The following is a 25604-nucleotide window of genomic DNA, read 5'->3' on the forward strand; positions in this document are numbered from 1 at the left end:
GATTGGTTTGGTTTCGAGCGGTCAGGCGGTGTTGCCACCTCCAAACGTTTTCGGCGTGGCAAGTTCGACGAGGTGCATGGTCGTCATGAAATGCTTCGAGAGCGCCGCGACCGCGGCATCGGCATCGCGCTTGAGCGTGGCATGCACGATTGCCGCGTGTTCGGCCTCGACGTTGCGGGATTTTTCGCTGTTGCGCCGGATCGCGAGCCTCCGATAGCGCTCGCTCTGCTCATGCAGCACATCGCGAAACCCGAGCAGCCATTGCGAGCCGCAGGCGTTCACCAGCGTGCGATGGAAGACGCGGTGCCGCACCACCCATTCCTCATAGTGATGGGTCGGATCGTCGGGATAGGTATGGGGAACGGCGCAGAGCGCTGCGAACGATTTTTCCACCGAGGCAAGCCATGCCGCGTCGCCACGCTCGATCGAGCGCCGCAGCGCCAGCCCTTCGATATCGACACGGGTCTGCGTCACGTCCCGAAGATCGGCTGATGATACCGGGCTGACGCGAAAGCCACGCTGGTCGGATGCCTGCACCAGCCCGTCCGCGACCAGCCGCGACAGCGCTTCGCGCACCGCGGCGAGGCTGACCGAGAACTGTTTGGCGAGACCGGCAATATGCAGCTTCTGGCCGGGCAGCAGCCGGGTCGAGAGAATATCCGCGCGCAGCCGCTCCTGAACGGCTGATGTCAGGCTTCGAGGCCGTTCGTCGGCAAGGCTCTCACCAAAACTCAACCCGATACTGCTCATGGCGGCGCAGATTGGCGAGGGAAGGCGATGTCGTCAATCGAAAATCGATTTTTTATCCAAGCTGCTGCCAAGGCTTCGGTTTCTGGTTTGGTGGCCGCCATGCGCTGTCTAGCCCTGAATACCTCGCGGCGCGTCCGCACTAAAAATCACCGTGACAACTTGCCGGTGGTGACATAGATAGTTCGCATGCGAAATAAATTAGCTTCATCGGCATGAGCCCGCGGCGCGAGCACCGGCTGGTTTTCCTGCTCAGCGTCGCGCAGCGCCGGCTGCAGCGCTGGATGGCGGCGCGGACGCAAGCCAGCGGCGTTACCGCCGCGCAGTCCGGCTTGCTGTTCATCCTGGGCCAGCGGGACGGCGTGCTGATGGGCGAGGCGGGCGCGGCGCTTGATCTCGGCCCGCCCGGCATCAGCGGACTGGTGGACCGGATGACGGCTGCGGACCTGATCAAGCGCCGTGCCGATCCGGATGACGGGCGCGCGTGGCGGCTCTGGCTGACGCCGGCCGGCCGCGCGGCGATGGCGCAGTCGAAGGCAGGGCTCGCCGAGGTCAATGCGCGCCTCACGGAAGGCTTCACCGAGGCCGAGATCGATGTCGTCGCGCGCTGGCTCACCACCATGCAAACCAGATTTCCCAGAGGAGAAGATGAATGACCGAGCATATCAAGATCGAGAAGAGCGACGGGATTTTGAGCCTGACGATGGCTCGCCCGGACAAGAAGAACGCGCTGACCAATGCGATGTACGGCGCGCTGGCCGACGCAATCGAAGGCGCGGAGACTGATCCATCCGTCCGCGTTCTCCTGATCCGCGGCGAGGGCGACATGTTCACCGCCGGCAACGACGTCGGCGAGTTCGCCGCCATTGCGACAGGCGCGGTTCAGGGCGAGCGGCATGTCGGACGTTTCCTGCAGGCGCTCGCCAGATCGAGCCGTCCGCTGGTCGCGGCCGTTCAAGGACGCGCCGTCGGCATCGGCACCACGATGCTGCTGCATTGCGATCTGGTCGTGCTGGCCGAGAACGCGCTGCTCTCGACGCCGTTCGTCAATCTGGCGTTGGTTCCCGAAGCGGCCTCCAGCCTGTTGATGCCGCTCCGTATCGGCTATGCGCGCGCCTTCGAAATGTTCTCGCTTGGTGAAGCTGTCGATGCCAAATCGGCGTTGGCCTGGGGGCTCGCCAATCGGGTGGTGCCACTGGACAAGCTCGACGCCGAAGCAAGAGCGCTCGCGTCCCGGCTGGCGAAACAGCCGGCGGGTGCCGTCAGCACGACGAAGCGGCTGATGCGCAATCCGGAACTGCTCATGGCGCAGATCAAGGCGGAAAGCGAGCAGTTCGCGGCAAGGCTGAAGACCGTGGAGGCGCGCGAAGCTTTCACCGCCTTCGCCGAACGCCGGCCGCCGGACTTTTTGAAACTCGCCGCAAGCTGAGCGGCCTCTCCCCGCCCGCGACCGGGAGGTGATTGACCGCCCGTGGCGGCCCCGCTACCTCTTTCGGGTTGCGTGCGGGGAAACAAATGAACAAGAACAATGAAGCTTCCGAATTCGACTACGTCATCGTCGGCGCCGGCTCAGCCGGATGCGTGCTCGCCAATCGCCTGAGCGCCGACGGCAAGCATTCCGTGTTGTTGCTGGAGGCCGGACCGAAAGACAGCAATCTCTGGATCCACGTGCCGCTCGGCTACGGAAAACTGTTCAAGGAAAAATCCGTCAACTGGATGTACCAGACTGAGCCAGAACCAGGCTTGAACGGCAGGCAGGTGTTCCAGCCACGCGGAAAAGTGCTCGGCGGCTCGAGCTCGATCAACGGCCTGCTCTATGTGCGGGGCCAGCACGAGGACTACGATCGCTGGCGCCAGCGTGGCAATGCCGGCTGGGGCTACGACGACGTGCTGCCCTATTTCAGGAAGGCTGAGAACCAGCAGCGCGGAGACGACAAGTATCACGGCACGGGCGGGCCGTTGCCGGTGTCGGACTGGCGGCATCACGATCCATTGTCGGAAGCCTTCGTCGTCGCCGCCGCCGAAACCGGCATTCCGACCAATCCGGATTTCAACGGCGCTACGCAGGAAGGTGCGGGATTTTTCCAGATCACAACAAGTCGTGGCCGGCGCGCCAGCACGGCGTTCTCGTACCTGCGTCCGGCGAAGAGCCGCAGCAATTTGCATATCGAGACTTCGGCGCTGGCGCAGCGCATCCTGTTCGAAGGGCGGCGCGCCAAGGCGGTCGAATACAAGCGGGAAGGCCGTGCTCGCACGGCGCGGGCGCGCAAGGAAATCCTGGTCTCCAGCGGCGCGTATAACTCGCCGCAATTGCTGCAGCTCTCCGGCGTCGGTCCGGCGGACCTTCTGAAGCAGCACGGCATCGAGATCGTGCTCGACGCGCCCGGCGTCGGCAATGATCTGCAGGATCACATGCAGGTCCGCCTGATCACGCGCTGCGCGCAAAAGGTCACGCTCAACGACGTGGTCAACAATCCGGTACGCCGGGTGATGGCGGGCATTCAGTACGCCGCCCTGCGAAAAGGGCCGCTGACGATTGCCGCCGGCACCTCGGGCGCATTCTTCAAGACCAGTCCTCGGCTGGCGTCGCCCGATATCCAGATTCACTTCCTGCCGTTCTCGACCGACAAGATGGGTGAGAAGCTTCACGCACTTTCCGGTTTTACCGCTTCGGTCTGCCAGTTGCGCCCGGAAAGCCGCGGTTCGCTGCGCATCAAAAGCGCCGATGCTTCTGTGCCGCCGGAAATCCGCATCAACTATCTCGCGACCGAAACCGATCGCCGCGCCTTCATCGACGGCATCCGCATCCTGCGCAAGATCCTCGCCGCGCCAGCGCTGAAGGCTTACGCGGTGGGGGAAGTCGATCCCGGTCCGAAAGTGCAGAGCGACGACGAATTGCTCGATTTCTGTCGCCGTACCGGCAGCACGGTCTATCACCCGACCTCGACCTGCCGCATGGGCAGCGATGCGCTCGCCGTCGTCGATCAGCGCTTGCGCGTGCGCGGCATCGAAGGCCTGCGCGTAGTCGATGCGTCTGTTATGCCGGACCTGATGTCAGGCAATACCAACGCGCCGACCATCATGATTGCTGAGAAAGCGTCGGATATGATCCTGGAGGACGCAAGGTAGGCTTCTTCTTATCTCGCCCCGCTTGCGGGGAGAGGTCGGCGCGAAGCGCCGGGTGAGGGGGTACCGGACCATCAGCGAACGCTAGTGCAAGCGGATAGAGATGCCCCTCACCCCAACCCTCTCCCCGCAAGAGCGGGGCGAGGGAGTGGCCGATCATCCCCTATACGCCCGCACCCGCTTCAGCATCTGCTCGACATGGGCGATCGGGGTTTCCGGCTGAATGCCATGGCCGAGGTTGAAGATCAGCCGTCCTTCTGCGTAATTCGCCAGCACGTCGTCGACGGCGCGGTCGAGCGCGGCGCCGCCCGCGATCAACGCCAGCGGATCGAGATTGCCCTGCACGGCGACGCGGCTCTGCACGCGCTCGCGGATCATTGACGGCTCGGCTGCCCAGTCGATGCTGACGGCATCGACGCCGGTCGCTTCGACATAGGCCGGCAGCAGCGCGCCCGCGCCGCGGGGAAAGCCGATGATTTTCGCTTCAGGCGCTTTCGCGCGCACGCCGGCGACGATGCGTTTCGCAGGCTCGATCGACCAGCGCTCGAATTCACGCGGCGGCAGCACGCCGGCCCAGGTATCGAAGATCTGCAACGCGTCCGCGCCGGCCTTGAGCTGGCCGAGCAGGTATTGGATCGAGTTCTCGACCAGCACGTCGATGATTTCAGCGAACGTCTCCGGGTGACGATAGGCCATCATCCGCGCCGGCGCCTGGTCGGGTGTGCCTTGTCCCGCAACCATGTAGGTCGCGACCGTCCATGGCGCGCCGCAGAAGCCGATCAGCGCGATCTCAGGCGCGAGTTCGCGCTTCACGCGGCGCAGTGCTTCATAGACCGGCTCGAGCTTGCCGAAATCGGCGTGGCGCGCCAGTGTGGTCACCTGCTCCGGTGTATTCAGCGGATCGAGCCGCGGGCCTTCGCCGGCCTCGAAGCGCACGGAACGGCCGAGCGCGTAGGGGATGACGAGAATGTCGGAAAAGATGATCGCAGCGTCGAAGTTGAAGCGGCGGATCGGCTGCAGCGTCACCTCGGCGGCATAGTCCGGCGTGAAGCAGAGGTCGAGAAAGCTCCCGGCCTTGGCGCGCAACTCGCGATACTCCGGCAGATAGCGCCCGGCCTGCCGCATCATCCAGATCGGCGGCACCTGCTGGCGGCGGCCGGACAGCACTTCGAGAAATGGTTTTGCGACGGATTTCTGAGACAATCGAAGGGTTCCTGCGGGCGGCTGATATTTGTGCCTCTGATACACGCAGGTTCCCTCCGGGCCAAGGACGGATACCAGGGGCGAACGTGGAACCGGCGTAAAACCGCGCCGTTATCTCGTCCATGGAGGTCCCGATGGCCGAGAAATTCAATCCTGCGGCGCATGACAAGCACGCCGAAGATCCCCGTGAAGCGCAGAAAGCCGACCGGGAAATCCACGAGAAGCTCGAGGCCGGGCTGGTGGACACGTTTCCGGCATCCGATCCCGTGAGCGCCGCGCAACCGGCGCCCTCGAAAGCCGATGGCGATCGTGCCAACGAAACGCTGTGGAACAAGGTCCGCGCCGTCTTCCGCTGACGCAAATCAGTAATGCGGCGGCGGCTCGTTCGCGGGACCCGGCGCGTTGCTTTCGGCTTCCTGAAGGCGCTCCTTCAGTTCAGCGACCTGGCGCGTCAGCCTGTCGATCTCAACCCACTGCGCGGTGATCGTCTGGTTTAATGTCTCGATGGTCACATCCTGATAGGTCAGCCGCATTTCCAGCGCGTCGATGCGCTCGCTTAAGTCGTCGGCATCACTCATGGGAGCCATCGTTCGGTCGTCGCTGCCGCAGCCCGTGGCCCAGCGCCACACGTTCGTCGAATACAAAACACTCGCCGCGCCAGCGGCTCTCTTGCTCCGGCACGCCTTCGAGATACCGCAGGATGCCGCCCTTGAGGTGATAGACCTCACCAAACCCCAGCGCCAGCAGATAGGCGCTGGCTTTCTCGCACCGGATACCTCCGGTGCAGAACATCGCGATCCTCTTGTGCTTCGCCGGGTCGAGTTTCTCCGCGGCGAATTCCTTGAACTGCCCAAAACTCTTGATGCCGGGATCGACCGCGCCCTCGAAAGTGCCCATCGCCACCTCGAACGCATTGCGGGTGTCGATGACAAGCGTATCGGGCGCGGCAATCAGTTCGTTCCAGTCCGACGGCTCGACATAGGTCCCGACCTGCCGCCTCGGATCCGCGGTGGTATCTCCGAGCGTGACGATTTCCTTTTTCGGCCGAATCTTCAGCCGCTGGAACGGCATCTCGGTAGCGCTCGAAAACTTGAGTTCGAGATTGTCGAGCCGGCCAGCGAAGAGGGGGCCGTGCTGCAGCTCCCGGACGAACGCGTCGATGCCCTCATCGCCACCCGCAACGGTGCCATTGATGCCCTCGTGGGCCAGCAGCACGCTACCCTTGATCCCAAGGCCTGCAGCAAGCGCGCGCAGCGGCTCGCGCAGCTCCCGGAAGTCCGGCAGGGCGGCGAATTGGTAGAGGGCGGCGACCTTGAACGGCATGGCGACCGTTTATCAGGCGGGCCGGGCAGGGGAAACCCCGCAAAGCCCTGCGTATTCCGCGTATTGCCACCGCGAGACCTTGGCATGCCAGCCATTGCCCAGTTGGGGATGAATATGCCAAAGAACCGTCTGTAAACTCACCCGATCGTCCCCAGCGGGATGCCCAAGAAATATTGAAGAAACGCTGAAAAGAAAGCACTCGCGATGAGGAATTTCCATTTCGCCGGCCGCTCCACGGTCCATGCCCAGAACGCGATGGTGGCGACGTCGCACCCGGAGGCCGCGCTTGTCGCCATCGACGTGATGCGCGCGGGCGGTACGGCTGCGGACGCCGCGGTTGCGGCCTGCGCGCTGCTCGGCGTCATCGAGCCGCAATCGACCGGCATCGGCGGCGATTGTTTTGCGCTGATCCAGCCGAAGGGCGAGGGCAAGATAACGGCCTATAACGGCTCCGGCCGCGCGCCGATGGCGGCAACGGCCGAATGGTATCTCGAGCGCAAGATCCATTCGGTGCCGCTGACATCGGCCCATGCGGTGAGCATTCCCGGCGCGATCGACGCCTGGGATACGATCCTGCGCGACCATGGCAAGATGGGGCTCGACACGCTGCTGCAGCCCGCGATCAAGGCGGCCGAAGAAGGCTATGTCGTCGCGCCGCGCATCGCCTTCGACTGGAAGAACCAGTTCGAGAAGCTGAAGAACGGCACCAACACCGAACGCTATCTTTTGCCGCACGGCAAGCCGGCGGTCGCCGGCGATGTGATCCATCAGCCGGAACTCGGCAAGACACTGCGCGCAATCGCCAAGAACGGTCGCGACGCGTTCTATGCCGGCGAGATCGCGGCCGACATGGTGGAGACCTTGCGCGGCATCGGCGGCCTGCACACGCTGGAAGATTTCGCCGCGCATTCGACCGAAACCACGTCGCCGATCGGCACGATGTATAAGGGCCATGATGTCTGGCAGTGCCCGCCAAATGGCCCGGGCATCACCATGCTGGTGATGCTGAATATCCTCTCTCGCTTCGACCTGACGAAGTTCGCGCCGCTCAGCGTCGAGCGCTTCCATCTCGAGGCGGAAGCCGCGCGCATCGCCTACATGATGCGCGAGCAGTACATTGGCGATCCGCAGCAGGTTCACGTCGACGTTGCCGGCATTCTCGCGAAGGAATTCGCCGAGGAGCACATCAAAAACATCAGGATGGATCGGCTGCTGGATCTCCCGAATGTTGCGCCGCCGATGAATCCGTCCACGGTCTACATCACCGTGGTCGACAAGGACCGCAACGTCTGCTCGTTCATCAACTCGATCGCGCATTCCTTCGGCTCGGCGATCGTGTCCGACAAGACCGGCATCCTGCTGCAGAACCGCGCCGGCGGTTTCCGGATCCAGCCCGGCCATCCCAATTGCATCGCGCCGGGCAAGCGGCCGCTGCACACCATTATTCCCTCACTCGCCACCAAGAATGGTCGCGCGTTGATGCCGTTCGGCGTGATGGGCGGACAGTATCAGCCGGTGGGCCAGACCCGCGTGCTGACCAACATGCTCGACTATGGCTGCGACGTGCAGGAAGCCATCGATATGCCGCGCGGCCTGCATTATGAAGGCGTCTACCAGCTCGAGGACAGCGTGCCGGCCGAGATCGTCGAGGGCCTGAAGAAGATCGGCCACAAGACCACCAGCGTGGTCGGCCCGCTCGGCGGCGGCCAGGCGATCTGGATCGACTGGGACAAGGGCACACTGACCGGCGGTTCCGATCCCCGCAAGGACGGTTGCGCGCTGGGCTATTGAGCGTCTAGAAGCTCCGTCTCTCCAAGAAGAGGTTCAACAGATGCGCTTCTCGCGACGCACGTTCATCCGGACCGCTACTGCCGCCATGGCGGCGGCGGTTGCCACGCCCGTTGCCATCAGGATGGCATCGGCCCAGACCGCAGGAAAACCCATGACCACAGCATCAGGCTTGCAGATCATCGACAGCAAGGTCGGCACCGGCGCGTCGCCGACGACCGGGCAGACCTGCGTCATGCATTATACCGGATGGCTCTACGAGAACGGCCAGAAGGGCAAGAAGTTCGACTCCTCTGTTGATCGTAACGAGCCGTTCGAGTTTCCGATCGGCCAGCGTCAGGTGATCGCCGGCTGGGACGAGGGCGTTGCCTCCATGAAGGTCGGCGGCAAGCGCACGCTGATCATTCCGCCCGCGCTTGGTTATGGTGCGCGGGGCGCCGGCGGCGTCATCCCGCCGAATGCGACGCTGATGTTCGACGTCGAATTGCTGGCGGTGAAGTAACGCGCAACGGGGGAGGCGCATCGTGAAGGTCTCGATCCTCGACGACTATTTCGACACGCTGCGCACCCTCGATTGCTTCGGCAAGCTCGCCGGCCACAACGTTACCATCTGGAACGATCACGTCCAGGATATCGATGTGCTGGCGGAACGGCTGCGTGATACCGAAGCGCTGGTGCTGATCCGGGAGCGCACGCAGATTCGCACGCCGCTGCTGGAGCGCCTGCCGAAACTGAAACTGATCAGCCAGCGCAGCGTCTTTCCACATATCGATATCGATACCTGCACCCGGCTTGGCATCGTCGTGTCGTCGAGCCAGCACGCCGACACGCCGTCTTACGCGACCGCCGAGTTCACCTGGGGTCTGATCCTGGCGGCGATGCGCGCTATCCCGCAGCAGATGGCGGCGCTCAAGGCCGGCAAATGGCAGATTGGCGTCGGCAACACGCTCCGCGGCAAGACGCTCGGCATCTATGGTTACGGGCGGATCGGCGCCGTCGTCGCCGGCTACGGCAAGGCGTTCGGCATGAACGTGCTGGTATGGGCGCGCGAACCGGCCATGGCGAAGGCCCGCGCCGACGGATACGAGACCGCCGCCAGCAAGGCTGATTTCTTCGAACGATGCGACGTGCTTTCGCTGCACATGCGCCTGGTCGATGCCACGCGCGGCATCGTCAAGGCAGAAGACCTCGCGCGCATGAAACCCTCGGCGCTTCTGGTCAATACCAGCCGTGCGCCGCTGATCGAGCCGAACGCGCTGGTCGATGCGCTGCGTGCCGGCCGGCCCGGCATGGCGGCGGTGGATGTGTACGAGAAAGAGCCGCTGCGCGACGTCAACGATCCCTTGCTGACCATGGACAATGTGGTCTGCACGCCGCATCTCGGCTACGTCTCGCGCGACGAGTACGAAATCCAGTTCACGGATATCTTTGACCAGATACTGGCCCATGCCGCGGGCACGCCGACCAATGTCGTCAATCCGGATGTGATGTCCAGACGGCGCTGATGCGCGGCAAGCGCGAGGGGCGTGGATAGGCGAGGGACGTGCCCGGCCATGACGAAAACCGGGGCGCCCATGCGCCGCAGGCTCTCTTAATCCTCTGGTTTGCGGCCCTACTTTTCGATACCGTTCGGACCAACGATATTCCGAGAAGGCGCACAATGACCGGCACGCACGACCACAGCCATTCCCACGATCACGATCATTCGCACGGCGATACTGAGCGCTGGAAGCATGACGGCGTCCGCGTCATTCCAGGCAACCAGCTCGATCCCAACGTGCCGTCAACCGCGGGCATGGACCGCAAGGCCGCGATCAATTTCGCTCGCGTCGGCGCCCAGAAATTGTGGGCGGGGACGGTGACGATCCGCCCCGACGCCAAGACCGGGGCGCATCATCACGGCCATCTCGAGAGCATCATCTATGTCGTGAAGGGCAAGGCGCGGATGCGCTGGGGCGAGCATCTGCAGTTCACCGCGGAAGCCGGCCCCGGCGATTTCATCTTCGTGCCGCCCTACGTGCCGCATCAGGAGATCAACGCCAGCCGCGACGAAGCGCTGGAATGCGTGCTGGTGCGCAGCGACGGCGAGGCGGTGGCCATCAACCTCGATATCGAGCCGGTGGAAAAGCCGGAGACCGTGCTGTGGATCGATCCGGTGCACCGCGATCCCGCCGAGAAGAAGTAAAAACAACAACCGCCGCCGCCGTGCGGATGTCGCGGGGGGAAATCCTATGAAGCTTGTTCGCTACGAGAGCGCGGGCCACGTCGCCACCATCACCATGGATCGCGCTTCGGCGCACAACGCGCTCAATAATGCGTTGTGTGACGAACTGCGCGAAGCCTGGCTCCGCTTTCACGAAAGCGACGACCGCGTTGCGGTGCTCGCTTCGTCCGAAGAAAAATATTTCTCGGTCGGCGCCGATGTCAGGGATCTTCCCGTCAACATGTGGCACGCGGTGCCTGGATTGGGCGTCGAACTCGACAAGCCGGTCATCGCCGCGACATCCGGATGGGTGGTCGGCGGCGCCTTCGTGCTGGTGCAGATGGCGGACATGTGCGTGGCGTCGGAGACGACGCGCTTCATCTACCCCGAGGGCAAGATCGGCACCACCGCCGGCGGCATCTCCTCGGTGATGGCGCGTATGCCGCACAAGATCGCCATGGAGTTTTTGCTGGTCGGCGAGGAAATGTCGGCGGAGCGTGCCTGGCAGATCGGCTTTGTGAACAAGGTCGCGCCGAAGGGGCAGCATGTCGCACTCGCCCAGGAGATGGCGGCCAAAATCGCCGCCAACGCGCCGCTGGTGGTCCGGGCGCTGAAGAAACTGGCCCGCGACGCCATGCCCAGGGGGCCGCTGGAAGGGGTCGCTGAAGTGCGGCGGCTGCTCGATGCCGTCAGGGACAGCGAAGACCTGAAGGAAGGCGTCAAGGCGTTCGCCGAAAAGCGCAAGCCTCACTTCAAGGGCCGATAGCGGCCATTCGCCCCCGGATGCCGGTCGCGGTACGCCGTTTCGCCGCCTGAAAAAATTTGAAAGAGTATGTCGGATCCGTCTCCGCGCGTTCGTCCTTGGCTCGAAGCCCCTGGAAAAGGAACCCGATTATGGCCAAAATGATCTTCGTCAACCTGCCTGTCAGCGACCTCGCCCGCTCGACCGCCTTCTATCAGGCGATCGGCGGCGAAAAGAACCCGCAATTCTCCGATGACACGGCGTCCTGCATGGTGTTTTCCGAGAGCATCTACGTGATGTTGCTGACCCACGACAAGTATCGGCAGTTCACCTCGAAGAAGATCGCCGACGCCAAGGCCACAAGCCAGGTCCTGATCTGCCTGTCCGCCGACGGCCGCGATGCGGTGGACGACATGGTCGCCAAGGCGCAAGGCGCGGGCGGCGGCGCCGATCCGGGCCCGAAGCAGGATTACGGCTTCATGTATGGCCGCAGCTTTGAAGATCCGGATGGTCACCACTGGGAAGTGATGTGGATGGATGTTGCGGCGGCAACCGCTGCGCCGTCAGCCACGGCCGCCGCCTGAGCGCTCACGCAACCGGAGTTTATCCATGTCCAAGATTTCTTCCTAGAATCGTAGGGCAAAGCCAACGGGTCGCGCGAACGCGCGCCCGATGACAGGCTCCGCGTGCCCACCATTCACGATACAGTCTGACGGGAGATGGTGGGCACGGCGCTCGCGCGCCTTTGCCCACCCCACATTCCCATCTAATAATTGATCCGCAATCCTACGCCGCCGTGAAGCGTGTTGCCGACCGGCTGCGGGCCGGCGGTGCCGTTGAGGAAGAGGTCGGCGACCCAGCCCTTGGTGATGCGGAAGCCGAGCCGGCCGCCATATTCGAATCAGCCCTGGTTGCTGATGACAGGCACGATCGTGCCGTCGCCGGTCACGCTGGCGACGATGCCGGATCGCGACCCGAAGGATTGCACCCATCCGCCGTTGATGTTGGCGTCGACGCTTGTGCCGAACAGGTGCGTCCACTGTCCGCCGACCTTGACGAGGTTGGTGCGGTCGGTGCCATCGGCGATCGAGGCGTCGAACGGATTAAAGGCCGCGGCGGGGTCCGTGTAGCCCTTCACCCGCTGCCATAGCTGCCAGACCTCGACGGAAGCCGCCACCTCATTGCGCGGCGACAGCCGGCTCATCCAGCCGGCGCGGCCATAGACGGCGTAATTCTCGCTCGTGGTCGAACTTTCGAGCGATACCGCGCCGAGGCTCGTCGTGTAGCTGCGCGAGTAGCGCACCTTCTGGAATGGCGACAGGATCGTGCCGATATCGAAAAACGGCCGCGACGATCCCCAGTCAACGAAATCGTAGCGCAGCGCGAACGCGCCGATCGGCGAACTGGTGACGCGGTAACCGCCTTCATTGTACTGCGCGTATGCGATGCCGGCGAGCAGCGACAGATTAGGCGTCAGGTTCTTGCGGCCGTGAATGCCGGCCGAGAACGAACCCGCCGAACCGAACGCGCTGATGCAATCGTTGCAATTGACCTGCTCGTTGACCCCCAGCAGCACGTTGCCGAGCACGCGGTTGGTGATCATCTGGTTGAAGCGCTGTCCGGCCAGGTCGTTGATCGATCCGGCGCTCGAGCCGGACCCGGCCACCGGCGGCGCGTTGGTGCCCGATGTCGATGTGGGGCTTGGCGTTGGCGACGGAGAAGCCGAAGGCGTCGGGGTGGCGGAAGGACTCGGCGTTGGCGTCGGCGGATAGCACTCGACACATTCTTCTACCGGTGTCGGCGAGGGCGACTGCGCCCACGCCGACGATTGCAGCAGCGAGAGCGAGGCCATGGCTGCGAGCGCGGCCGATAGAGCGAGGCTGCGAACGTGTCTTGCCATGGTCAGCGCCCGCACAGCATGCCGGTGGGATCGCTGCCGTCATCGACGATGACGGGGGCCGCGTCCGCATATTGCGTCTTGCTGCAAAGCCCTGCCGCCGCGCTACAGGTTGCGGCAAACGTCCAGGGCGGAGTGTTGGTCTTTTTGATCGTCGATCTTCCGCCCGCCCGAGGTGATGATGGCGGTGTCGCCGGGGCGGGTGAGCTGGATGCATTCAAAGCTGATCGTGCAGACCGAGGCTGCGCCTTCCTGCAGATTGACGATGGTCCGGCCGCGCTGTGACAGGATATCGAGCGTGGTGCCGCGCACGCCGATGGTCGCCAGCGGCGTCGTGATCTTGTAGGCGGCCTTGTCCGAATGGCCGGTGACGAAACGAAACGCGCCCGACGTCATGCGCACCGCGACTTCGCGATAATGATGCTCATCGTCGAAAACGGTGCGGTCGAACTTGAGCGTCGCGTTGGGTCCGAGCGAGAGGTTGGTGCTGTCGGCCATCACCAGACGCGTTGCGCTGTCGATCCCGGTGCGCACGGTTTCGTCACGAACCAGTCCATCGCCGACCTTGATCTGAATGGTCGAAGGTCCGGCAACGCGGAGTACTTCATTCTTGACGACAGCCGCTTCGCCGACGCGCGTTTGCGCATACGCGGGAGCAGCCAACGCAGTTACCAGGCCAGCAGTTACCAAGCCAATGGCAAATAGCAAACGAAAGCAGTTACAGAAATTCATTTCAAAGCCGATCGATTTATCCCGACATCGCACCGGATCGCGCGCGCGTGCGATGTGGCAGAATTATCACTTGCGTGGCCTACTCGCCCGTCGGTTAGTGATGGCGGAATCGAAATGCGTTCAACGCGATGGACATAGAAATCTGGAGCCATCACACTCAATTTTGCCGCAATGTCATTTTGTCCCTGATTCAGTGTCAGATTGTCCGTGAAGCAAGCAACTCCATTACATTCTGTTCTGCCCGCTTCGATGATGCGCACGGGCGTCATCGCGGCAGTCATTTTTGTTCTCGCGCATTTCGCGATGCTGATCGGCGTCACCACGCCGGAGAAATTCTATTTCGACGAGGTGCATTACGTGCCGGCTGCGCGGCAGATGCTCGAGCCGGTGATGCGAGAGCCGATGCTCAACTCAATGCATCCGCCGCTGGCCAAGCAGTTCATCGCGCTGTCGATCCACTTGTTCGGCGACGAGCCGCTGGGCTGGCGCTATCCGGGTGTCCTGTTCGGATCGCTCGCGATCGTCGCGGTGTATCTCTGCGGCCTGGCGCTGTTCGCGGCGCAAGGGCCGGCCATCGCCGCGAGCCTGCTCGCCTTTTTCAACCAGATGCTGTTCGTGCAATCGCGGATCGCGATGCTGGATATTTTCGCGCTCACCTTCAGCCTGTTCGCGATCGCGGCGTTCATCCATGGCTTTCGAAAGCAGCGGCCGCATCTGTGGTTCGCGCTTGCCGGGATCGGCTTCGGCCTGTCAACCGCTTGCAAATGGAGCGGGCTGTTCGTGCTCGCGGTCTGCATCGTCATCGTCGCCGTGATCCGCCTGATGCAAGGCTGGCGCACCCAATTCGCCGACGCCCGGCCCGATGACTGGTACCGGCCCGATCTTTGGCCTGGCTTCAAGGCCTGGCATTTCACGGCGTGCTTCATTTTGATTCCGGCCGCCGTCTATCTCGCGACATTCATTCCGCTGTACGGATTTTCCGTCCCGGATATTCTGGAAGCGCAACGGCGGATCTTTGGCGATAACACCACGACCGCGATCGCGGGCCACACCTATATGAGTTCATGGCCGTCCTGGCCGTTCCTGGTGCGCCCGGTCTGGTATCTCTTCGACAAGATCGGCGACGACCGGATCGCCGCCGTGGTCTTCCTCGGCAATCCGCTGATCCTGTGGCCGGCGCTGATTGCGGTCGCGATCTGCCTGCGCGACTGGATCGTGACGCGGCGCCTGGACGCGTTCCTCGTGCTGGCGTTCTACTTCGGTCCCTATCTCGCATGGGCGCTGCTGCCGCGAACGTTAGGGTTTATTTACTATTACCTGCCGGCCGCGACTTCGGCGAGCTTTGCGCTGGTGTATGCCTTGAAACGCGGCAGCATGCCGGGATGGCTGCTATGGGCTTATGTTGCGATCGGTTTTGCCGGTTTTGTCCTAATGTTGCCGATATCGGCCGCGTTCATAGCTACCTCGATGGCGACGTTCAGCCGCCTGATGATCTTCCAGAATTGGATCTGAGACCGCCCAAGACGCTTAAGGAGTAGTTACCCGGCAAGTCTACTTGTACGGGTCATTGGCTCGCCGTAGATTCGTCGTTGCGTTGAGTCTTGTCGGATTCCCGCTCAAAGGAACGACTGGCATGTGGGCCTTCTTCGAACGTCTGCTCGATTCATCGATGTTCGCACCGCACGGAATATGCCTGCTGTGGGAACCGCAACTGATCTGGCTGCACGTTGCGTCGGATGTCGTCATTGCTTCTGCCTATTTTTCTATTCCCGTGGCGCTGTCGATCTTCGTCTCGAAGCGCCGCGACGTCGATTTCGGATGGGTGTTCTGGGCGTTCGCGCTCTTCATCATGGCGTGCGGTGTTGGACACGTGATGTCGATCGTCACGCTTTGGTATCCGGTCTACGGCATCGAAGGCATCGTCAAGGCGATGACGGCCGCGGCGTCGATCGTGACGGCGGCGATGTTGTGGCCGCTGTTGCCGAAGGTGCTGGCGTTGCCCTCGCCGTCGCAGCTTCGTGCCGCTGAAGTGGCCCTGGCGCAGGAAGGCATGTACCGGCGCGAAGCCGAAGACATGGTTCGGCAGTCGCAGAAGATGGAAGCGATCGGACAATTGACCGGCGGCGTGGCGCACGATTTCAACAATCTGCTCACGATCATCAGCGGCAATCTCGAGATCGCCGATCGCTGCCTGCAGACATGGAGCGAGGCCGCGCGCGAGCGGTTGATGCGGGTGATCGCCAACGCCGCGAACGGCGCGCAGCGCGCGGCGATGCTGACGCAGCGCTTGCTGGCGTTTGCGCGAAGGCAGCCGCTCGATCCCAAACTGACCAATGTCGGTCAATTGATCGGCGGCATGTCGGATTTCTTCAGACGTACGCTGGGCGAGAACGTCGATCTCGAGGTCGTGGAGGGAGCCGGCCTATGGCAGATCGAGGTCGACCCTAGCCAGTTGGAAGCGGCGATTCTCAATCTTGTCGTCAACGCCAAGGACGCCATGAACGCCAGTAATGCCAAAATCTCGGGCCGATGGCCAACAGCGGCAAGCTGAAGATCGAAACCAGCAACGTTTCCGTCGACGAGGGCTATCGGCAACAGAACGCAGGCGTGCCGGCCGGGCAATATGTATTGATCGTGGTGAGCGATACCGGTTCTGGAATGCCGCGGGAAGTCCAGGAGAAAGCGTTCGATCCGTTTTTCACGACCAAGCAACCGGGGCAGGGCACCGGCCTCGGATTGAGCCAGGTCTATGGCTTCGTCAAGCAATCCGGCGGCGAGATCAAGATATACAGCAAGGTCGGGCACGGAACCACAATCAGGATCTACCTGCCGCGCGCCGCTACCGCTCCCGAGACCGTCGGACAGAGCGAGGCGCCTCTGGTCGGCAGTTCGGGGAGCGAGACCGTCCTGGTCGTCGAGGACGAATACGATGTGAGGTCGTATCTGGTCGAGACGCTAAAGGACCTGAACTACCGGGTTCGCGAGGCGGCGAACGGGGCGGCCGCACTGGCACAGTTCGACGCCAATCCGTTCCGGATCGATCTGTTGCTGACCGACATCGTGATGCCTGGCCTGAACGGCCGCGAGCTGGCCGATCAACTGCATCATCGCCAATCCGGCCTGAGGGTCTTGTTCATGACCGGGTATTCGCGGGATGCGATCGTGCATCAGGGCCGGCTGGATGCCGGCGTGTCACTGCTGCAGAAGCCCGTTACCCAGGCCTTGCTGGCGGCAAGGATCCGGGAAATTCTCGACAAGTCGTAGATTGCCACGGACGGCGGGCCGTCATGTCGTGTATCGCGATCGCGGCAAATGAAAATCCGCCTGCCGCAAGCGGCAGGCGATTGGCCATCAAGACCTCACTTGGACGCGGTCTTGGTGTCCATGTTGACGACCTGAACGCGGCGGTTGGCCGGGTCCATCGGCGCATTCGCATCCTTCGGCTTGGTCTTGCCGTAACCGACGGTCACGAGATTGGAGCCGGTGATGCCGTACTTCTCGGTCAGGTACTTCTTGATCGTGTCGGCGCGGCGCTCGGACAGATCCTGGTTATACGCCTCGCCGCCGATCGCGTCGGTATGACCGGCAACCACGAAGGTCGAACCCTTCAGGCTCGCATCGGAGAGCGCCTTGCCGAGTTCCTGCACGGCGCTCACCGAGCCCTTGCTGATGTCGGCCGAGTTGTAGTCGAACTGGATTTCGAGATCGATCTTCGGCTTGCTCGCGGCAAGTTCCGCAATCTCCTGGCGCTCGCCGAGCGACAGCGACCGCGTCTTGCGGTTGCGCAGCGTGTTGACGAAGCCGGCTTCCTTGGCCTGTACGGCGGCGTCCACCGGCTGCTGCGGGCCGGTCGAAAGGCCGCGGGTCACGCCCGGCTTCGGCTTCAGGGCGTCCAGGATTTTATCGGCCGAGACGGTGTCGCCGGCGACAGCCAGGCCCGCTGTCATCGACAGCGCGGCGCTGATAGTCATGATCGAAAGGTAGCGGGTCATTGTCTTAATCCTCACTGTTAACGCCCTGCAAAGCTGGCGTGCATGACGTTTTGATGCTGCGAAGATAGGACGGGTTCAAAATGGGCAATGTGATTCAAGTCACATTGATAACGCCAGCTTTCTGACTAGGGCTGGCTTTGAGCCGGCATCGCAGGGTGTTTGACGCCGATACGCCGTCATTTTACGTCTCGCGGCATCTTCGGCAGACCAATCATCCAATCTTGCTTGCGTGATTTGAATCACCTCTTCGATCAGCGACCGGAACAGGTCGCCTCCCGCGGACGCTGGCCAGGCCGGAACCGTCTCGGCCTCAACCTGCCGCCGCGATGTCGGGTGCCGTCCGGCCCGCCTCGACTTCGACATCAGGGCTTCCGGCAAGTTCGGTGGAGGCGACTCGCGCTGCGTTGCGCGGCGATCTCAATGTCGCGCAGCACAACGCACTGCAGTGACAGGACGGTGCGGGCTGGCATCCGGAGTTTTGCGGGACAAGCGACCGCTGCATCACTTCCCGCAGCTCGCTTCAGAAAAGAAAAACTGTGTGCCGTCGCGCCAGCGCCGATCTGTGGACAACAAATCGGCAAGATGCGCGTCTAGCAAAACGACTCACAAAAAATCTGAAGAAGAATTGGTTCGGGGCAACCAAACGGGCGGGCCGGGTGTTACAGTCAGTCAAACGTCAGCGTGAGTACCAAGGTTATCGTACCAGCGCATCGGAGCCAGCCGGTTCCGGAAGTTCAATGCCAACACTGATCGGCGCGGCGATGATCGCCGCTGCAATTTTGTTGTCGACGCTGATCAACGCGCTCGGCAGCCGCTACGCCGGGTTCGAAAGCCCGACGGAGGAGAGCGCGTGGCTGGTCGATCGTCTGACCGGCACAGTCTACAAATGCAGTGCGCCCCAGCCCGGCCGCGCCTCTTGTGAGGCCGAGATCGCAACCGGCAGTGTCGGGGACCGGCCGAAGCGGTGAGGTGAATTCGCGCCGCGAGCCGGCGACCATGGAACCGGGACTCCCCCTGCGCGCGAATCCCGCTACATTGCCGCGCAATGCCCCGCGCGACTGAACCCCGCCCCCTGACCAAGACCGAAGCCCGGCGAATCTGGCTGCAGGCCCAGCGGCTCGATACGATCGAGCCGTTCGGCGCCGGGCCGCAGGCGGTTGCGGCGGCGGTGGACCATCTCGGCTATGTGCAGATCGACACCATTCACGTCATCGAGCGCTGCCATCACCACATTCTCTATAGCCGCATCCCGGCCTACGCCCGCGCCGACCTGCGCCAGGCGCAGAGCGTCGACAAGAGCGTGTTCGAATACTGGACGCATGCGCTGTCCTATGTGCCGGCGAAGGATTTTCGTTTCTTCGTCCCGGCGATGCGGGAACACCGGCGCGAGGGCCACCGATGGTTCGCTTCCGTCAAGCCGGAGGACACCCGCAAGGTGATGCGGCTGTTGCGGCGTGACGGCGCGCTGACGATCCGCGACATCGAGGATGACGTTCTGACCGAGAAGGAACATCTCTGGCAGAGCCGCAAACCCTCGAAGCGGGCGCTGCAGCTTGCCTTCTACACCGGCGAGGTGACGATCTCCGAACGAACCGGCATGCTCAAGACCTATGAGCTGATGACGCGGCATTTCGGCTGGGACAAGCCGCCGAAGCCGGCTCCCTCGGCGGAAATCACCGCCTACCTGCTCGACCGCGCGTTACGTTCGCAAGGCGTCGTCAGCCTCGATTCCATCTGCCATCTCGACGCGCCGAGCAAGGGGGCGGTGCGGCGATTGATCGACGCGCGGGTGCGGCGCGGGGAATTGGCGCCGGTCGCGCTTGAAGGTGCCGGCAAGCAGGAGCATTGGGTCCAGCCGGAAGTACTGGAGGCGAATGGGGCGGTGGCGGGTGGCGAGGGCGATGGCCTGGTGCACATCCTCTCGCCGTTCGATCCGCTTGTTATCCAGCGCAAGCGCACCGAATTGTTCTTCGATTACGGCCACCGCTTCGAGGCCTATGTGCCGAAGGAAAAACGCCTGTTCGGCTATTTCGCGCTCCCGGTTCTGGTCGGCGAAGATATCGTCGCCGCCATCGACCTGAAGACCGATCGCCAGAACAAGAAGTTGCTGATGCAGAAATGGAGCTGGGTCGGCAAGGGCGCGGCGCGGAGCGCGCGCAAGGATTACAAGCGCCGCATCGAGGAAGAACTTGATCGTTTCGAGCGGTTTCAGCTGGCGGAGTAGGGTATCCGTTCGGCAACCCGGCCCCGGCTGGTTCAAGCTGCCGCGCGGCCTGCCTGCCATAGCGCGAGCACCTCTTCGCGCGCGATGCCGCGGGTAATGAACACGATGCGCGAGCGGCGGTCGGCGTCGGGCCATTCGGGGAGCGCCACCGGCGGATGGAAGACATGGTGGACGCCGTGGATCACGACCGGCGTCGGCTCCCCGCGGAGATTGAGAATCCCCTTGACCCGCAGCAGGTCCTCGCCGCGCATGCTGCGAAGATAGGCGAGCCAATGCGAAACGGCCATCCAGTCGAGCGGTTCGTCGAATGCGAGCACGAAGCTGGTGATCGATGTATCGTGGCTGTGATGGGCGTGATGGCCATGATTGGCGTGGTCGTGGTGCTCGTGCGCCGGCTCGCAGGATCCTGCGAACGCCTGCTCGTTGAGCCAGCGCCCAACGTCGATCGCTTTTTTCTCGGGATCGACCAGGCCGGCACCGAATAACCCCGCCGGATCGATCTCGCCATGCATCACGCTTTCGATCCTGGCACCGGGGTTGAGCCGACGGAGACGCGACTCCAATGCGACAATGTTGCTGACCAAATCACGCTTGGTGATCAACAGCCGATCGGCAAGCGCCACCTGCTTCACCGCTTCATATTGATGGTCGAGCTGATGAACTGCATTGGCGGCATCCACCGTCGTCACGACGGTATCGAGCCGCAGGAAATGCGAGACCAATGGATTGTTCAGCAGGAGCTGCACGATCGGCGCAGGATCTGCCAGACCCGTGGTCTCGACGAGAATACGACGAAATGGCGGCACCTCGCCGCGATCGCGTTTCACCAGGAGCGTGCGCAGCGCCTCCTCGAGGTCGCTGCGGATTGTGCAGCAAATACAACCGCTCGCGAGTACAGCCACCTCGCCATCGACGCGCTCGACGAGGAGATGGTCGAGACTGACTTCCCCGTATTCGTTGATAACGACAGCGCTGTCCCTCATGGCGTCGTGGCGCAGCAAGCGATTGAGCAGCGTGGTCTTGCCGCTGCCGAGAAAGCCGGTGATCAACGATACCGGCAGCCGGTCGGCTGACTTGTCGTTCTCGAAGAGGCTCATCGGCGCCCTCACTTCAATCGTCTTATTTTTGTCGCTGGACAGCAGCCTAGCGGAGGAGGAGCATGCCGAAAATAATTTTTTAAGCCCAGCGTCTGGGCACAACCCTGGGAGGGAACAATGGACGACGAAGTCAGGGACGAAGAGCAGAAAGGCGGGATGGCAGCAACCGATCGCCGGACGTTGCTCCGCACAGCCGGCCTGGCCGGCGCTGCGGGGGCGGCGCTCGCGGGCGCGATGCATGGCAAGTTCTCGCTCGCGCCGGTCACCGCAGCGCAGGCGCAGACCACCGCCGCCATGCCCAAGGGTGTCGACAAGCCATGGTGGCCCTCGAAATGGGGCAAGGACGACGAGGCCGGCGCATCCAACCACATCACGCCGGCGAAGGTCCTCGACGCGGCGAAATGGATCAAGGACGGCAAGATCTACAAGATCGGCCGCGTTTACGAGCAGGGCATGCCGCTGTTCGGCGCGCGTGCGTTCTCGCTGCGCATTCCCGGTGGTCCGACCGGCGGCCCGTTCGGCGACAACAAGCTTGTGTATCATGACGATTTTCTCGCCACTGAGATCAGCCAGACCGGCACGCAATTCGACGGCCTCGGTCATATCGGCATCCAGATGGGCAAGGACGGCGACAAGAGCGAGATGCGGTTCTACAACGGCTTCACCGCCGCAGAGATCAGCGACGCATACGGTCTCAAGAAGCTCGGCGCCGAGAAGCTGAAGCCGCTCTTCACCCGCGCTCATCTGATCGACATGGTCGCGCTCAAGGGCGGGATGATGGACGCCGGTCAGGAGATTACTACAGCCGACATCAAGGCGGCGCTGCAGAAGCAGAACATCCCCGAGAGCGACATCAAGGCCGGGGACGCGATCATGTTCCATACGGGCTGGGGCTCGCTGTGGATGAAAAACAATGATCGCTTTAACAGCGGAGAGCCGGGCATCGGCCTCGACGCTGCCCGATGGGTGATCGAAAAGGACCTCGCGCTCACCGCGGCCGACACCTGGGCGGTCGAGGTGGTCCCGAATCCCGACAAGTCGCTCGCCTTCGCGGTCCATGCCGAGCTGCAGACGAAGCACGGCATACTCAACCACGAGAACCTGATATTCGACGAGCTCGTCGCCGAGAAGAAGTACCAGTTCGTCTATTGCTTCACCCCGGCTCCAATCAAGGGCGCCACGGGAAGCAACGGCTCTCCGATCGCGATCACGTGACCAGGGCGCATCTGCGCGTGGGCGGACGTCCCGCCCACGCCGGCACTCCGGGCTTCGGCGTCGAAGCGGCCGCCCAATGAGTGTTGCCCGGACGGGGCTCAACACCAGAACGAGTTGCTGCCGGGCAGCGTTCTTCGTTGCGAATGGCAGCCTGGGCAATAGCCGACTCCATGTCCCAAGGCGACGATGTCAGATAAGATCGTTGCCAGATCGAGCGAACTCGCAAAAAACGGTCAGGGAGAAACGTCATGTCTAGGTGGAAAATATTAGCAGCGACGACGGCATTGGCTGCGATGGTGCTCGCCACGACAGTGTCGCTACCAGCCTGCGCACGCGAACTCCAGCCGCTCGCCACGGCAACGCCTGAACAGGTGGGGATGTCGCCCGAGCGCCTTGGGCGCATTACCTCAATGCTAAAGAAGGAGATTGCCGACGGTAAGTTGCCAGGGGCGGTAGTCATGGTCGCCCGCAAGGGGAAGATCGTCTATTCGGACGCCATCGGCTTCCAGGACAAGGGCGCGAATACGCCGATGAAGCCCGACTCGATTTTCCGCATTTACTCAATGACGAAGCCGCTTGTTTCGGTGGCGGCAATGATGCTGGTCGAAGATGGCGTCATCCAGCTGACCGATCCCATCTCCAAATTCCTGCCAGCCTTCAAGGACATGCAAGTGAGTGTGGCAACCCCCGGACCCGATGGTAAGGCCACCTACACCAACGTTCCGGCTGCGAGGCCGATCATCGTGCAGGACCTTCTGCGGCACAGCGCGGGTCTCGCCTATGCGGAGATTACCAAGAACGAGCCCGTGAAGACGGCCTACGTCGAGGCTAAGTTCTCCCAGCCGGGCGTCCACGAGTACGACTCCCGCGGCATGACACCGGCCGAGCAAGTCGAGCGCATCGCCAAGGCGCCCTTGATTCACCAGCCCGGCACGATGTGGGAATACAGCATGGCTGTCGATATTCTCGGCCGTGTCGTCGAGGCTGCGTCGGGCAAGCGGCTTGCCGTCTTTTTGGATGAGCGGATGTTCACGCCGCTCAAGATGGTAGACACGAGTTTTTGGCTTCCTGCGTCAAAGATGCCGCGCCTCGCGCAACCATTGCCGGTCGACCCGGCGTCGGGCCAGAAAGTAAGCGTAATCGATGTGTCTGCGGAGCCGGGGAACGATTCCGGCGGTGCCGGAGGTCTTTCAACCGCCAATGATTATTTGCGGTTCGGACAGATGCTAATGAATGGTGGCGAGCTCGACGGTGTGCGCGTGATGAGCCGCTCCACCATCAAACTGATGACCTCAGACCATCTCGGCACGCGCGTCGCAGCACCATTGCAGCCGGGTGAGCTTCTGCTGGGTACGCCGGGCTATACATTCGGCCTGGGCTTTGCAGTGCGCCAGAATGACGGGATTGCTGGCGTGTCCGGCTCCGCGGGCGAGTTCATGTGGGCTGGTTACGCCGGCACTTACTTCTGGGTAGATCCCAAGGAAGAAATCGTCGGTGTATACATGACACAGGCACCGAGCCCGATACGCGCGTACTACCGCAAGATGTTCAAGTCGCTCGTCTATCAGGCACTCGTGGACTGAAGTCGTCACCCTATCCCCCGTCGGACTCCGAATAGCGAGGCAGCGGCTTCTCGCTGCCTCGCTATTCAATATCCGAGCAGATGTGAGCCCGGCTTCGACCGCCGAGGCTTGAGCACCGCCCTTACCACGACATGAACTCTGACCCGCGACGGGTCAAGGTATTGAATACCAAAGCTCCGAAGGCGAGCAGGCCGGATTCATTTTAGATTCTGCCCTCGGGCAAGATACGGCACACCAGCTGCGGCCCCTTAGTATGATGCACATTTGGAGACGCTGCTGCGACCGGTCTGCACATCCTGACCTGTCCCGCTTGGGAATTCGCAGGACATTCGCTTGTGGCGGCACTTTTCGGACCTCACGCGATGTCCGACTTGCGCCCGGAATACGCACCAAAGCGGAGGTCCGCCGACCAGTCTGAATTTATGGGTTTGCGCCCTCGTTCGCCCGGCCCGCCTGATACTGGTGGCGCATCGAGGCTTTCCACAACAAGCCCCTCGTCCACGGAATGCCCGCGTTACCCCAGCGCGGGCATCTTGCGTTGCAAGCGGTGACCGCATCATGGTGACCTGGGGCATCATCTCGGCCGCGATGGCGATGGTGAGCGGCGAGTTGAGCTTTTACGTGCTGCGTTTCCTGCTCGGCGTCGCGGAGGCCGGTTTCTTTCCCGGTATCATTCTTTATCTGACCTATTGGTACCCGGCTGAATATCGCGCACGGTTCCTCGCCGCCTTCGCCATCGCTGTTCCCGTCTCCACCGTGATCGGCGCGCCGGTCTCGGGGCTGCTGCTTGGGCTCGACGGCGTGATGGGCCTGAAGGGATGGCAATGGCTGTTTATCCTCGAAGGCATCCCCTCGGTGCTGCTCGGCATCGTCACCTGGTTCTATCTGACCGACCGGCCCGAAAGGGCGGACTGGCTCACAAAAGAGCAGAAGGCATGGCTCGCGGCGAAGCTGCAGGCAGAGATCGCGGCCAAACAGGCAGCAAAACACCTGACGCTCGGGGAGGCGCTGTCCTCGCCGAAAGTGATCACGTTGAGCCTGATCTATTTCGGCTTCGTCGGCGCGCTCTACGGCATGCAGTTCTGGCTGCCGCAGATCGTAAAGGCTTTTGGCCTCACCAACGCGCAGACCGGCTTCGTCACGGCGATCCCCTATCTGTTCGGCACCATCGCCATGATTCTGTGGGCGCGGCATTCCGATGCCACGCGCGAGCGCGTCGCCCATGTCGGCGGGCCGCTATTGCTCACCGCCGTTGCGCTTGGTGTCTCCAGCTACATTACCGATCCCGCCATCACCATGATCGTGCTGACGGTCGCCGCTATCGGGATCTTCTGCACCTTTGCAGTGTTCTGGACCCTGCCGACAGCATGGCTGTCCGGCACGGCCGCGGCCGGCGGGATCGCGCTGATCAATTCGATCGGCAACCTCGCGGGTTTCGGCGGGCCGTACCTGATCGGCTGGGTGAAGGAAGCGACCGGCAACACCTCGACGGGATTGCTGGTGCTGTCGCTATTGCCGCTCGCGGCGGGCCTGCTCGTCTTCCTTGGTGGCCACGAGACGAAGACGGAGTTCGCCGGCGTGGGGAAGGCGCGATAGCGCACTCTCTATCCGTCGCCCCCGCGGACGCGGGAGCCCGCAGGCCGCGGCCCTGGGAATGGGCACGCGGGCGGATATTCTTCTCTTTGTCGGCATCGGGTCGGTCCCGCGTCCGCGGGAGCGACGATTTCAGGGA

24 protein-coding genes and 2 pseudogenes are annotated in these 25604 nt (G+C 62.8%); 18 read left to right on the forward strand and 8 right to left on the reverse strand.

Annotation, left to right across the window (positions count from 1 at the left end):
- Positions 1-21: 21 nt before the first annotated feature.
- Positions 22-750: a GntR family transcriptional regulator gene (locus tag V1286_RS04315; protein WP_334477806.1), complete on the reverse strand. Its 729-nt coding sequence runs from the start codon at positions 748-750 to the stop codon at positions 22-24.
- A 212-nt stretch (positions 751-962) separates the two neighbouring features.
- Here V1286_RS04315 and V1286_RS04320 point away from each other — a divergent pair, with 212 nt between their 5' ends.
- The 3 genes from V1286_RS04320 to V1286_RS04330 all read left to right on the forward strand — a co-directional run bounded on the left by V1286_RS04320 (position 963) and on the right by V1286_RS04330 (position 3876).
- The gene (locus tag V1286_RS04320) at positions 963-1403 is read left to right on the forward strand and encodes a MarR family winged helix-turn-helix transcriptional regulator (protein ID WP_334477807.1); all 441 of its coding nucleotides are present in this window, start codon (positions 963-965) and stop codon (positions 1401-1403) included.
- Positions 1400-2176, forward strand: a complete 777-nt coding sequence (locus V1286_RS04325; protein WP_334477809.1) for an enoyl-CoA hydratase — start codon at positions 1400-1402, stop codon at positions 2174-2176. The genes V1286_RS04320 and V1286_RS04325 overlap by 4 nt, the downstream gene beginning before the upstream one ends.
- An 86-nt stretch (positions 2177-2262) precedes the next feature.
- Positions 2263-3876, forward strand: a complete 1614-nt coding sequence (locus V1286_RS04330) for a GMC family oxidoreductase (protein ID WP_334477810.1) — start codon at positions 2263-2265, stop codon at positions 3874-3876.
- A 153-nt stretch (positions 3877-4029) separates the two neighbouring features.
- Here the strand turns inward: V1286_RS04330 and hemE are convergent, their stop codons facing one another.
- The gene (gene hemE, locus V1286_RS04335; protein ID WP_334477811.1) at positions 4030-5076 is read right to left on the reverse strand and encodes a uroporphyrinogen decarboxylase; all 1047 of its coding nucleotides are present in this window, start codon (positions 5074-5076) and stop codon (positions 4030-4032) included.
- A 134-nt stretch (positions 5077-5210) separates the two neighbouring features.
- Between hemE and V1286_RS04340 the strand changes: the two genes are divergently transcribed.
- Positions 5211-5432, forward strand: coding sequence for a hypothetical protein (locus V1286_RS04340; RefSeq protein ID WP_334477813.1), 222 nt, complete (start codon positions 5211-5213; stop codon positions 5430-5432).
- 6 nt (positions 5433-5438) lie between these two features.
- On the opposite strand, the gene V1286_RS04345 is transcribed toward V1286_RS04340, so the two are convergent.
- Entirely contained in the window at positions 5439-5654 is a 216-nt protein-coding gene (locus tag V1286_RS04345) for a SlyX family protein (protein WP_108522139.1), read from the reverse strand.
- Positions 5647-6399, reverse strand: coding sequence for an oxygen-dependent tRNA uridine(34) hydroxylase TrhO (gene trhO, locus V1286_RS04350; RefSeq protein ID WP_334477814.1), 753 nt, complete (start codon positions 6397-6399; stop codon positions 5647-5649). Before trhO ends, V1286_RS04345 begins: the two co-directional genes overlap by 8 nt.
- 204 nt (positions 6400-6603) lie before the next feature.
- On the opposite strand from trhO, the gene ggt reads away from it, so the two are divergent.
- From ggt to V1286_RS04380, 6 genes are all read left to right on the forward strand, one after another.
- Entirely contained in the window at positions 6604-8190 is a 1587-nt protein-coding gene (gene ggt, locus V1286_RS04355) for a gamma-glutamyltransferase (RefSeq protein WP_334477815.1), read from the forward strand.
- 40 nt (positions 8191-8230) lie between these two features.
- Positions 8231-8689, forward strand: a complete 459-nt coding sequence (locus V1286_RS04360; protein ID WP_417021098.1) for an FKBP-type peptidyl-prolyl cis-trans isomerase — start codon at positions 8231-8233, stop codon at positions 8687-8689.
- 22 nt (positions 8690-8711) lie between these two features.
- Complete coding sequence (locus tag V1286_RS04365) at positions 8712-9692, forward strand: D-2-hydroxyacid dehydrogenase family protein (RefSeq protein WP_334477816.1); 981 nt, start codon at positions 8712-8714, stop codon at positions 9690-9692.
- Positions 9693-9847: 155 nt separating this feature from the next.
- Positions 9848-10372, forward strand: coding sequence for a cupin domain-containing protein (locus V1286_RS04370; RefSeq protein ID WP_334477818.1), 525 nt, complete (start codon positions 9848-9850; stop codon positions 10370-10372).
- Positions 10373-10418: 46 nt separating this feature from the next.
- Positions 10419-11156 carry an enoyl-CoA hydratase/isomerase family protein gene (locus V1286_RS04375; RefSeq protein ID WP_334477820.1) on the forward strand — a complete coding sequence of 246 codons (738 nt, stop codon included), beginning with the start codon at positions 10419-10421 and terminating at the stop codon, positions 11154-11156.
- A gap of 128 nt (positions 11157-11284) precedes the next feature.
- Positions 11285-11716 (forward strand): VOC family protein, encoded by a 432-nt coding sequence (locus V1286_RS04380; protein WP_334477821.1) that lies wholly within the window; start codon positions 11285-11287, stop codon positions 11714-11716.
- A gap of 182 nt (positions 11717-11898) precedes the next feature.
- On the opposite strand, the pseudogene V1286_RS04385 reads toward V1286_RS04380, so the two are convergent.
- Positions 11899-13032: pseudogene (locus V1286_RS04385) on the reverse strand (hypothetical protein).
- Between the two features lie 102 nt (positions 13033-13134).
- Complete coding sequence (locus V1286_RS04390; protein WP_417021099.1) at positions 13135-13692, reverse strand: FecR family protein; 558 nt, start codon at positions 13690-13692, stop codon at positions 13135-13137.
- A gap of 318 nt (positions 13693-14010) precedes the next feature.
- On the opposite strand from V1286_RS04390, the gene V1286_RS04395 reads away from it, so the two are divergent.
- The 3 genes from V1286_RS04395 to V1286_RS38805 all read left to right on the forward strand — a co-directional run bounded on the left by V1286_RS04395 (position 14011) and on the right by V1286_RS38805 (position 17025).
- Positions 14011-15273, forward strand: coding sequence for a phospholipid carrier-dependent glycosyltransferase (locus tag V1286_RS04395; RefSeq protein WP_334477823.1), 1263 nt, complete (start codon positions 14011-14013; stop codon positions 15271-15273).
- A gap of 121 nt (positions 15274-15394) precedes the next feature.
- Complete coding sequence (locus V1286_RS38800) at positions 15395-16312, forward strand: histidine kinase dimerization/phospho-acceptor domain-containing protein (protein ID WP_417021100.1); 918 nt, start codon at positions 15395-15397, stop codon at positions 16310-16312.
- On the forward strand, positions 16291-17025 hold the full coding sequence (locus V1286_RS38805) for a response regulator (protein ID WP_417021101.1): 735 nt from the start codon (positions 16291-16293) through the stop codon (positions 17023-17025). The genes V1286_RS38800 and V1286_RS38805 overlap by 22 nt, the downstream gene beginning before the upstream one ends.
- A 95-nt stretch (positions 17026-17120) precedes the next feature.
- Here the strand turns inward: V1286_RS38805 and V1286_RS04405 are convergent, their stop codons facing one another.
- Positions 17121-17753: an OmpA family protein gene (locus V1286_RS04405; RefSeq protein WP_334477825.1), complete on the reverse strand. Its 633-nt coding sequence runs from the start codon at positions 17751-17753 to the stop codon at positions 17121-17123.
- Between the two features lie 737 nt (positions 17754-18490).
- Here V1286_RS04405 and V1286_RS04410 point away from each other — a divergent pair.
- Positions 18491-18721: a hypothetical protein gene (locus V1286_RS04410; protein ID WP_108522153.1), complete on the forward strand. Its 231-nt coding sequence runs from the start codon at positions 18491-18493 to the stop codon at positions 18719-18721.
- 77 nt (positions 18722-18798) lie between these two features.
- Positions 18799-19977, forward strand: coding sequence for a winged helix-turn-helix domain-containing protein (locus V1286_RS04415; protein WP_334477827.1), 1179 nt, complete (start codon positions 18799-18801; stop codon positions 19975-19977).
- 32 nt (positions 19978-20009) lie between these two features.
- On the opposite strand, the gene V1286_RS04420 is transcribed toward V1286_RS04415, so the two are convergent.
- Positions 20010-21314: a CobW family GTP-binding protein gene (locus V1286_RS04420; protein WP_334477828.1), complete on the reverse strand. Its 1305-nt coding sequence runs from the start codon at positions 21312-21314 to the stop codon at positions 20010-20012.
- Between V1286_RS04420 and V1286_RS04425 the strand changes: the two genes are divergently transcribed.
- From V1286_RS04425 to V1286_RS04435, 3 genes and pseudogenes are all read left to right on the forward strand, one after another.
- The gene (locus V1286_RS04425) at positions 21309-22289 is read left to right on the forward strand and encodes a cyclase family protein (RefSeq protein WP_334477829.1); all 981 of its coding nucleotides are present in this window, start codon (positions 21309-21311) and stop codon (positions 22287-22289) included. The two genes, V1286_RS04420 and V1286_RS04425, sit on opposite strands and share 6 nt — an antisense overlap.
- Positions 22290-22537: 248 nt before the next feature.
- A complete protein-coding gene (locus V1286_RS04430; RefSeq protein ID WP_334477830.1) occupies positions 22538-23872 on the forward strand; it encodes a serine hydrolase domain-containing protein in 1335 nt (444 codons plus the stop codon).
- 552 nt (positions 23873-24424) lie between these two features.
- Positions 24425-25468, forward strand: a pseudogene (locus tag V1286_RS04435) (MFS transporter); the annotation flags it as partial.
- Positions 25469-25604: the final 136 nt, after the last annotated feature.

The sequence above is a fragment of the Bradyrhizobium algeriense genome, assembly GCF_036924595.1.
Taxonomy (GTDB): Bacteria; Pseudomonadota; Alphaproteobacteria; order Rhizobiales; family Xanthobacteraceae; genus Bradyrhizobium; species Bradyrhizobium algeriense.

Bases quoted from the DNA above. Each gene is read 5' to 3' on its own strand.
- V1286_RS04395 (WP_334477823.1), top strand. From the start codon at position 14,011: ATGATGCGCACGGGCGTCATCGCGGCAGTCATTTTTGTTCTCGCGCAT.
- V1286_RS04375 (WP_334477820.1), top strand. From the start codon at position 10,419: ATGAAGCTTGTTCGCTACGAGAGCGCGGGCCACGTCGCCACCATCACC.
- trhO (WP_334477814.1), bottom strand. From the start codon at position 6,399: ATGCCGTTCAAGGTCGCCGCCCTCTACCAATTCGCCGCCCTGCCGGAC.
- V1286_RS04420 (WP_334477828.1), bottom strand. From the start codon at position 21,314: ATGCATCGCGCCCGCGAGCGCCGCCCCCGCAGCGCCGGCCAGGCCGGC.
- V1286_RS04325 (WP_334477809.1), top strand. From the start codon at position 1,400: ATGACCGAGCATATCAAGATCGAGAAGAGCGACGGGATTTTGAGCCTG.
- V1286_RS04345 (WP_108522139.1), bottom strand. From the start codon at position 5,654: ATGAGTGATGCCGACGACTTAAGCGAGCGCATCGACGCGCTGGAAATG.
- V1286_RS04320 (WP_334477807.1), top strand. From the start codon at position 963: ATGAGCCCGCGGCGCGAGCACCGGCTGGTTTTCCTGCTCAGCGTCGCG.
- V1286_RS04380 (WP_334477821.1), top strand. From the start codon at position 11,285: ATGGCCAAAATGATCTTCGTCAACCTGCCTGTCAGCGACCTCGCCCGC.
- V1286_RS38800 (WP_417021100.1), top strand. From the start codon at position 15,395: ATGTGGGCCTTCTTCGAACGTCTGCTCGATTCATCGATGTTCGCACCG.
- V1286_RS04315 (WP_334477806.1), bottom strand. From the start codon at position 750: ATGAGCAGTATCGGGTTGAGTTTTGGTGAGAGCCTTGCCGACGAACGG.
- V1286_RS04340 (WP_334477813.1), top strand. From the start codon at position 5,211: ATGGCCGAGAAATTCAATCCTGCGGCGCATGACAAGCACGCCGAAGAT.
- V1286_RS04330 (WP_334477810.1), top strand. From the start codon at position 2,263: ATGAACAAGAACAATGAAGCTTCCGAATTCGACTACGTCATCGTCGGC.
- V1286_RS04430 (WP_334477830.1), top strand. From the start codon at position 22,538: ATGTCTAGGTGGAAAATATTAGCAGCGACGACGGCATTGGCTGCGATG.
- V1286_RS04360 (WP_417021098.1), top strand. From the start codon at position 8,231: ATGCGCTTCTCGCGACGCACGTTCATCCGGACCGCTACTGCCGCCATG.
- V1286_RS04410 (WP_108522153.1), top strand. From the start codon at position 18,491: ATGCCAACACTGATCGGCGCGGCGATGATCGCCGCTGCAATTTTGTTG.
- V1286_RS04405 (WP_334477825.1), bottom strand. From the start codon at position 17,753: ATGACCCGCTACCTTTCGATCATGACTATCAGCGCCGCGCTGTCGATG.
- V1286_RS04415 (WP_334477827.1), top strand. From the start codon at position 18,799: ATGCCCCGCGCGACTGAACCCCGCCCCCTGACCAAGACCGAAGCCCGG.
- ggt (WP_334477815.1), top strand. From the start codon at position 6,604: ATGAGGAATTTCCATTTCGCCGGCCGCTCCACGGTCCATGCCCAGAAC.
- V1286_RS04370 (WP_334477818.1), top strand. From the start codon at position 9,848: ATGACCGGCACGCACGACCACAGCCATTCCCACGATCACGATCATTCG.
- V1286_RS38805 (WP_417021101.1), top strand. From the start codon at position 16,291: ATGGCCAACAGCGGCAAGCTGAAGATCGAAACCAGCAACGTTTCCGTC.
- V1286_RS04425 (WP_334477829.1), top strand. From the start codon at position 21,309: ATGCATGGCAAGTTCTCGCTCGCGCCGGTCACCGCAGCGCAGGCGCAG.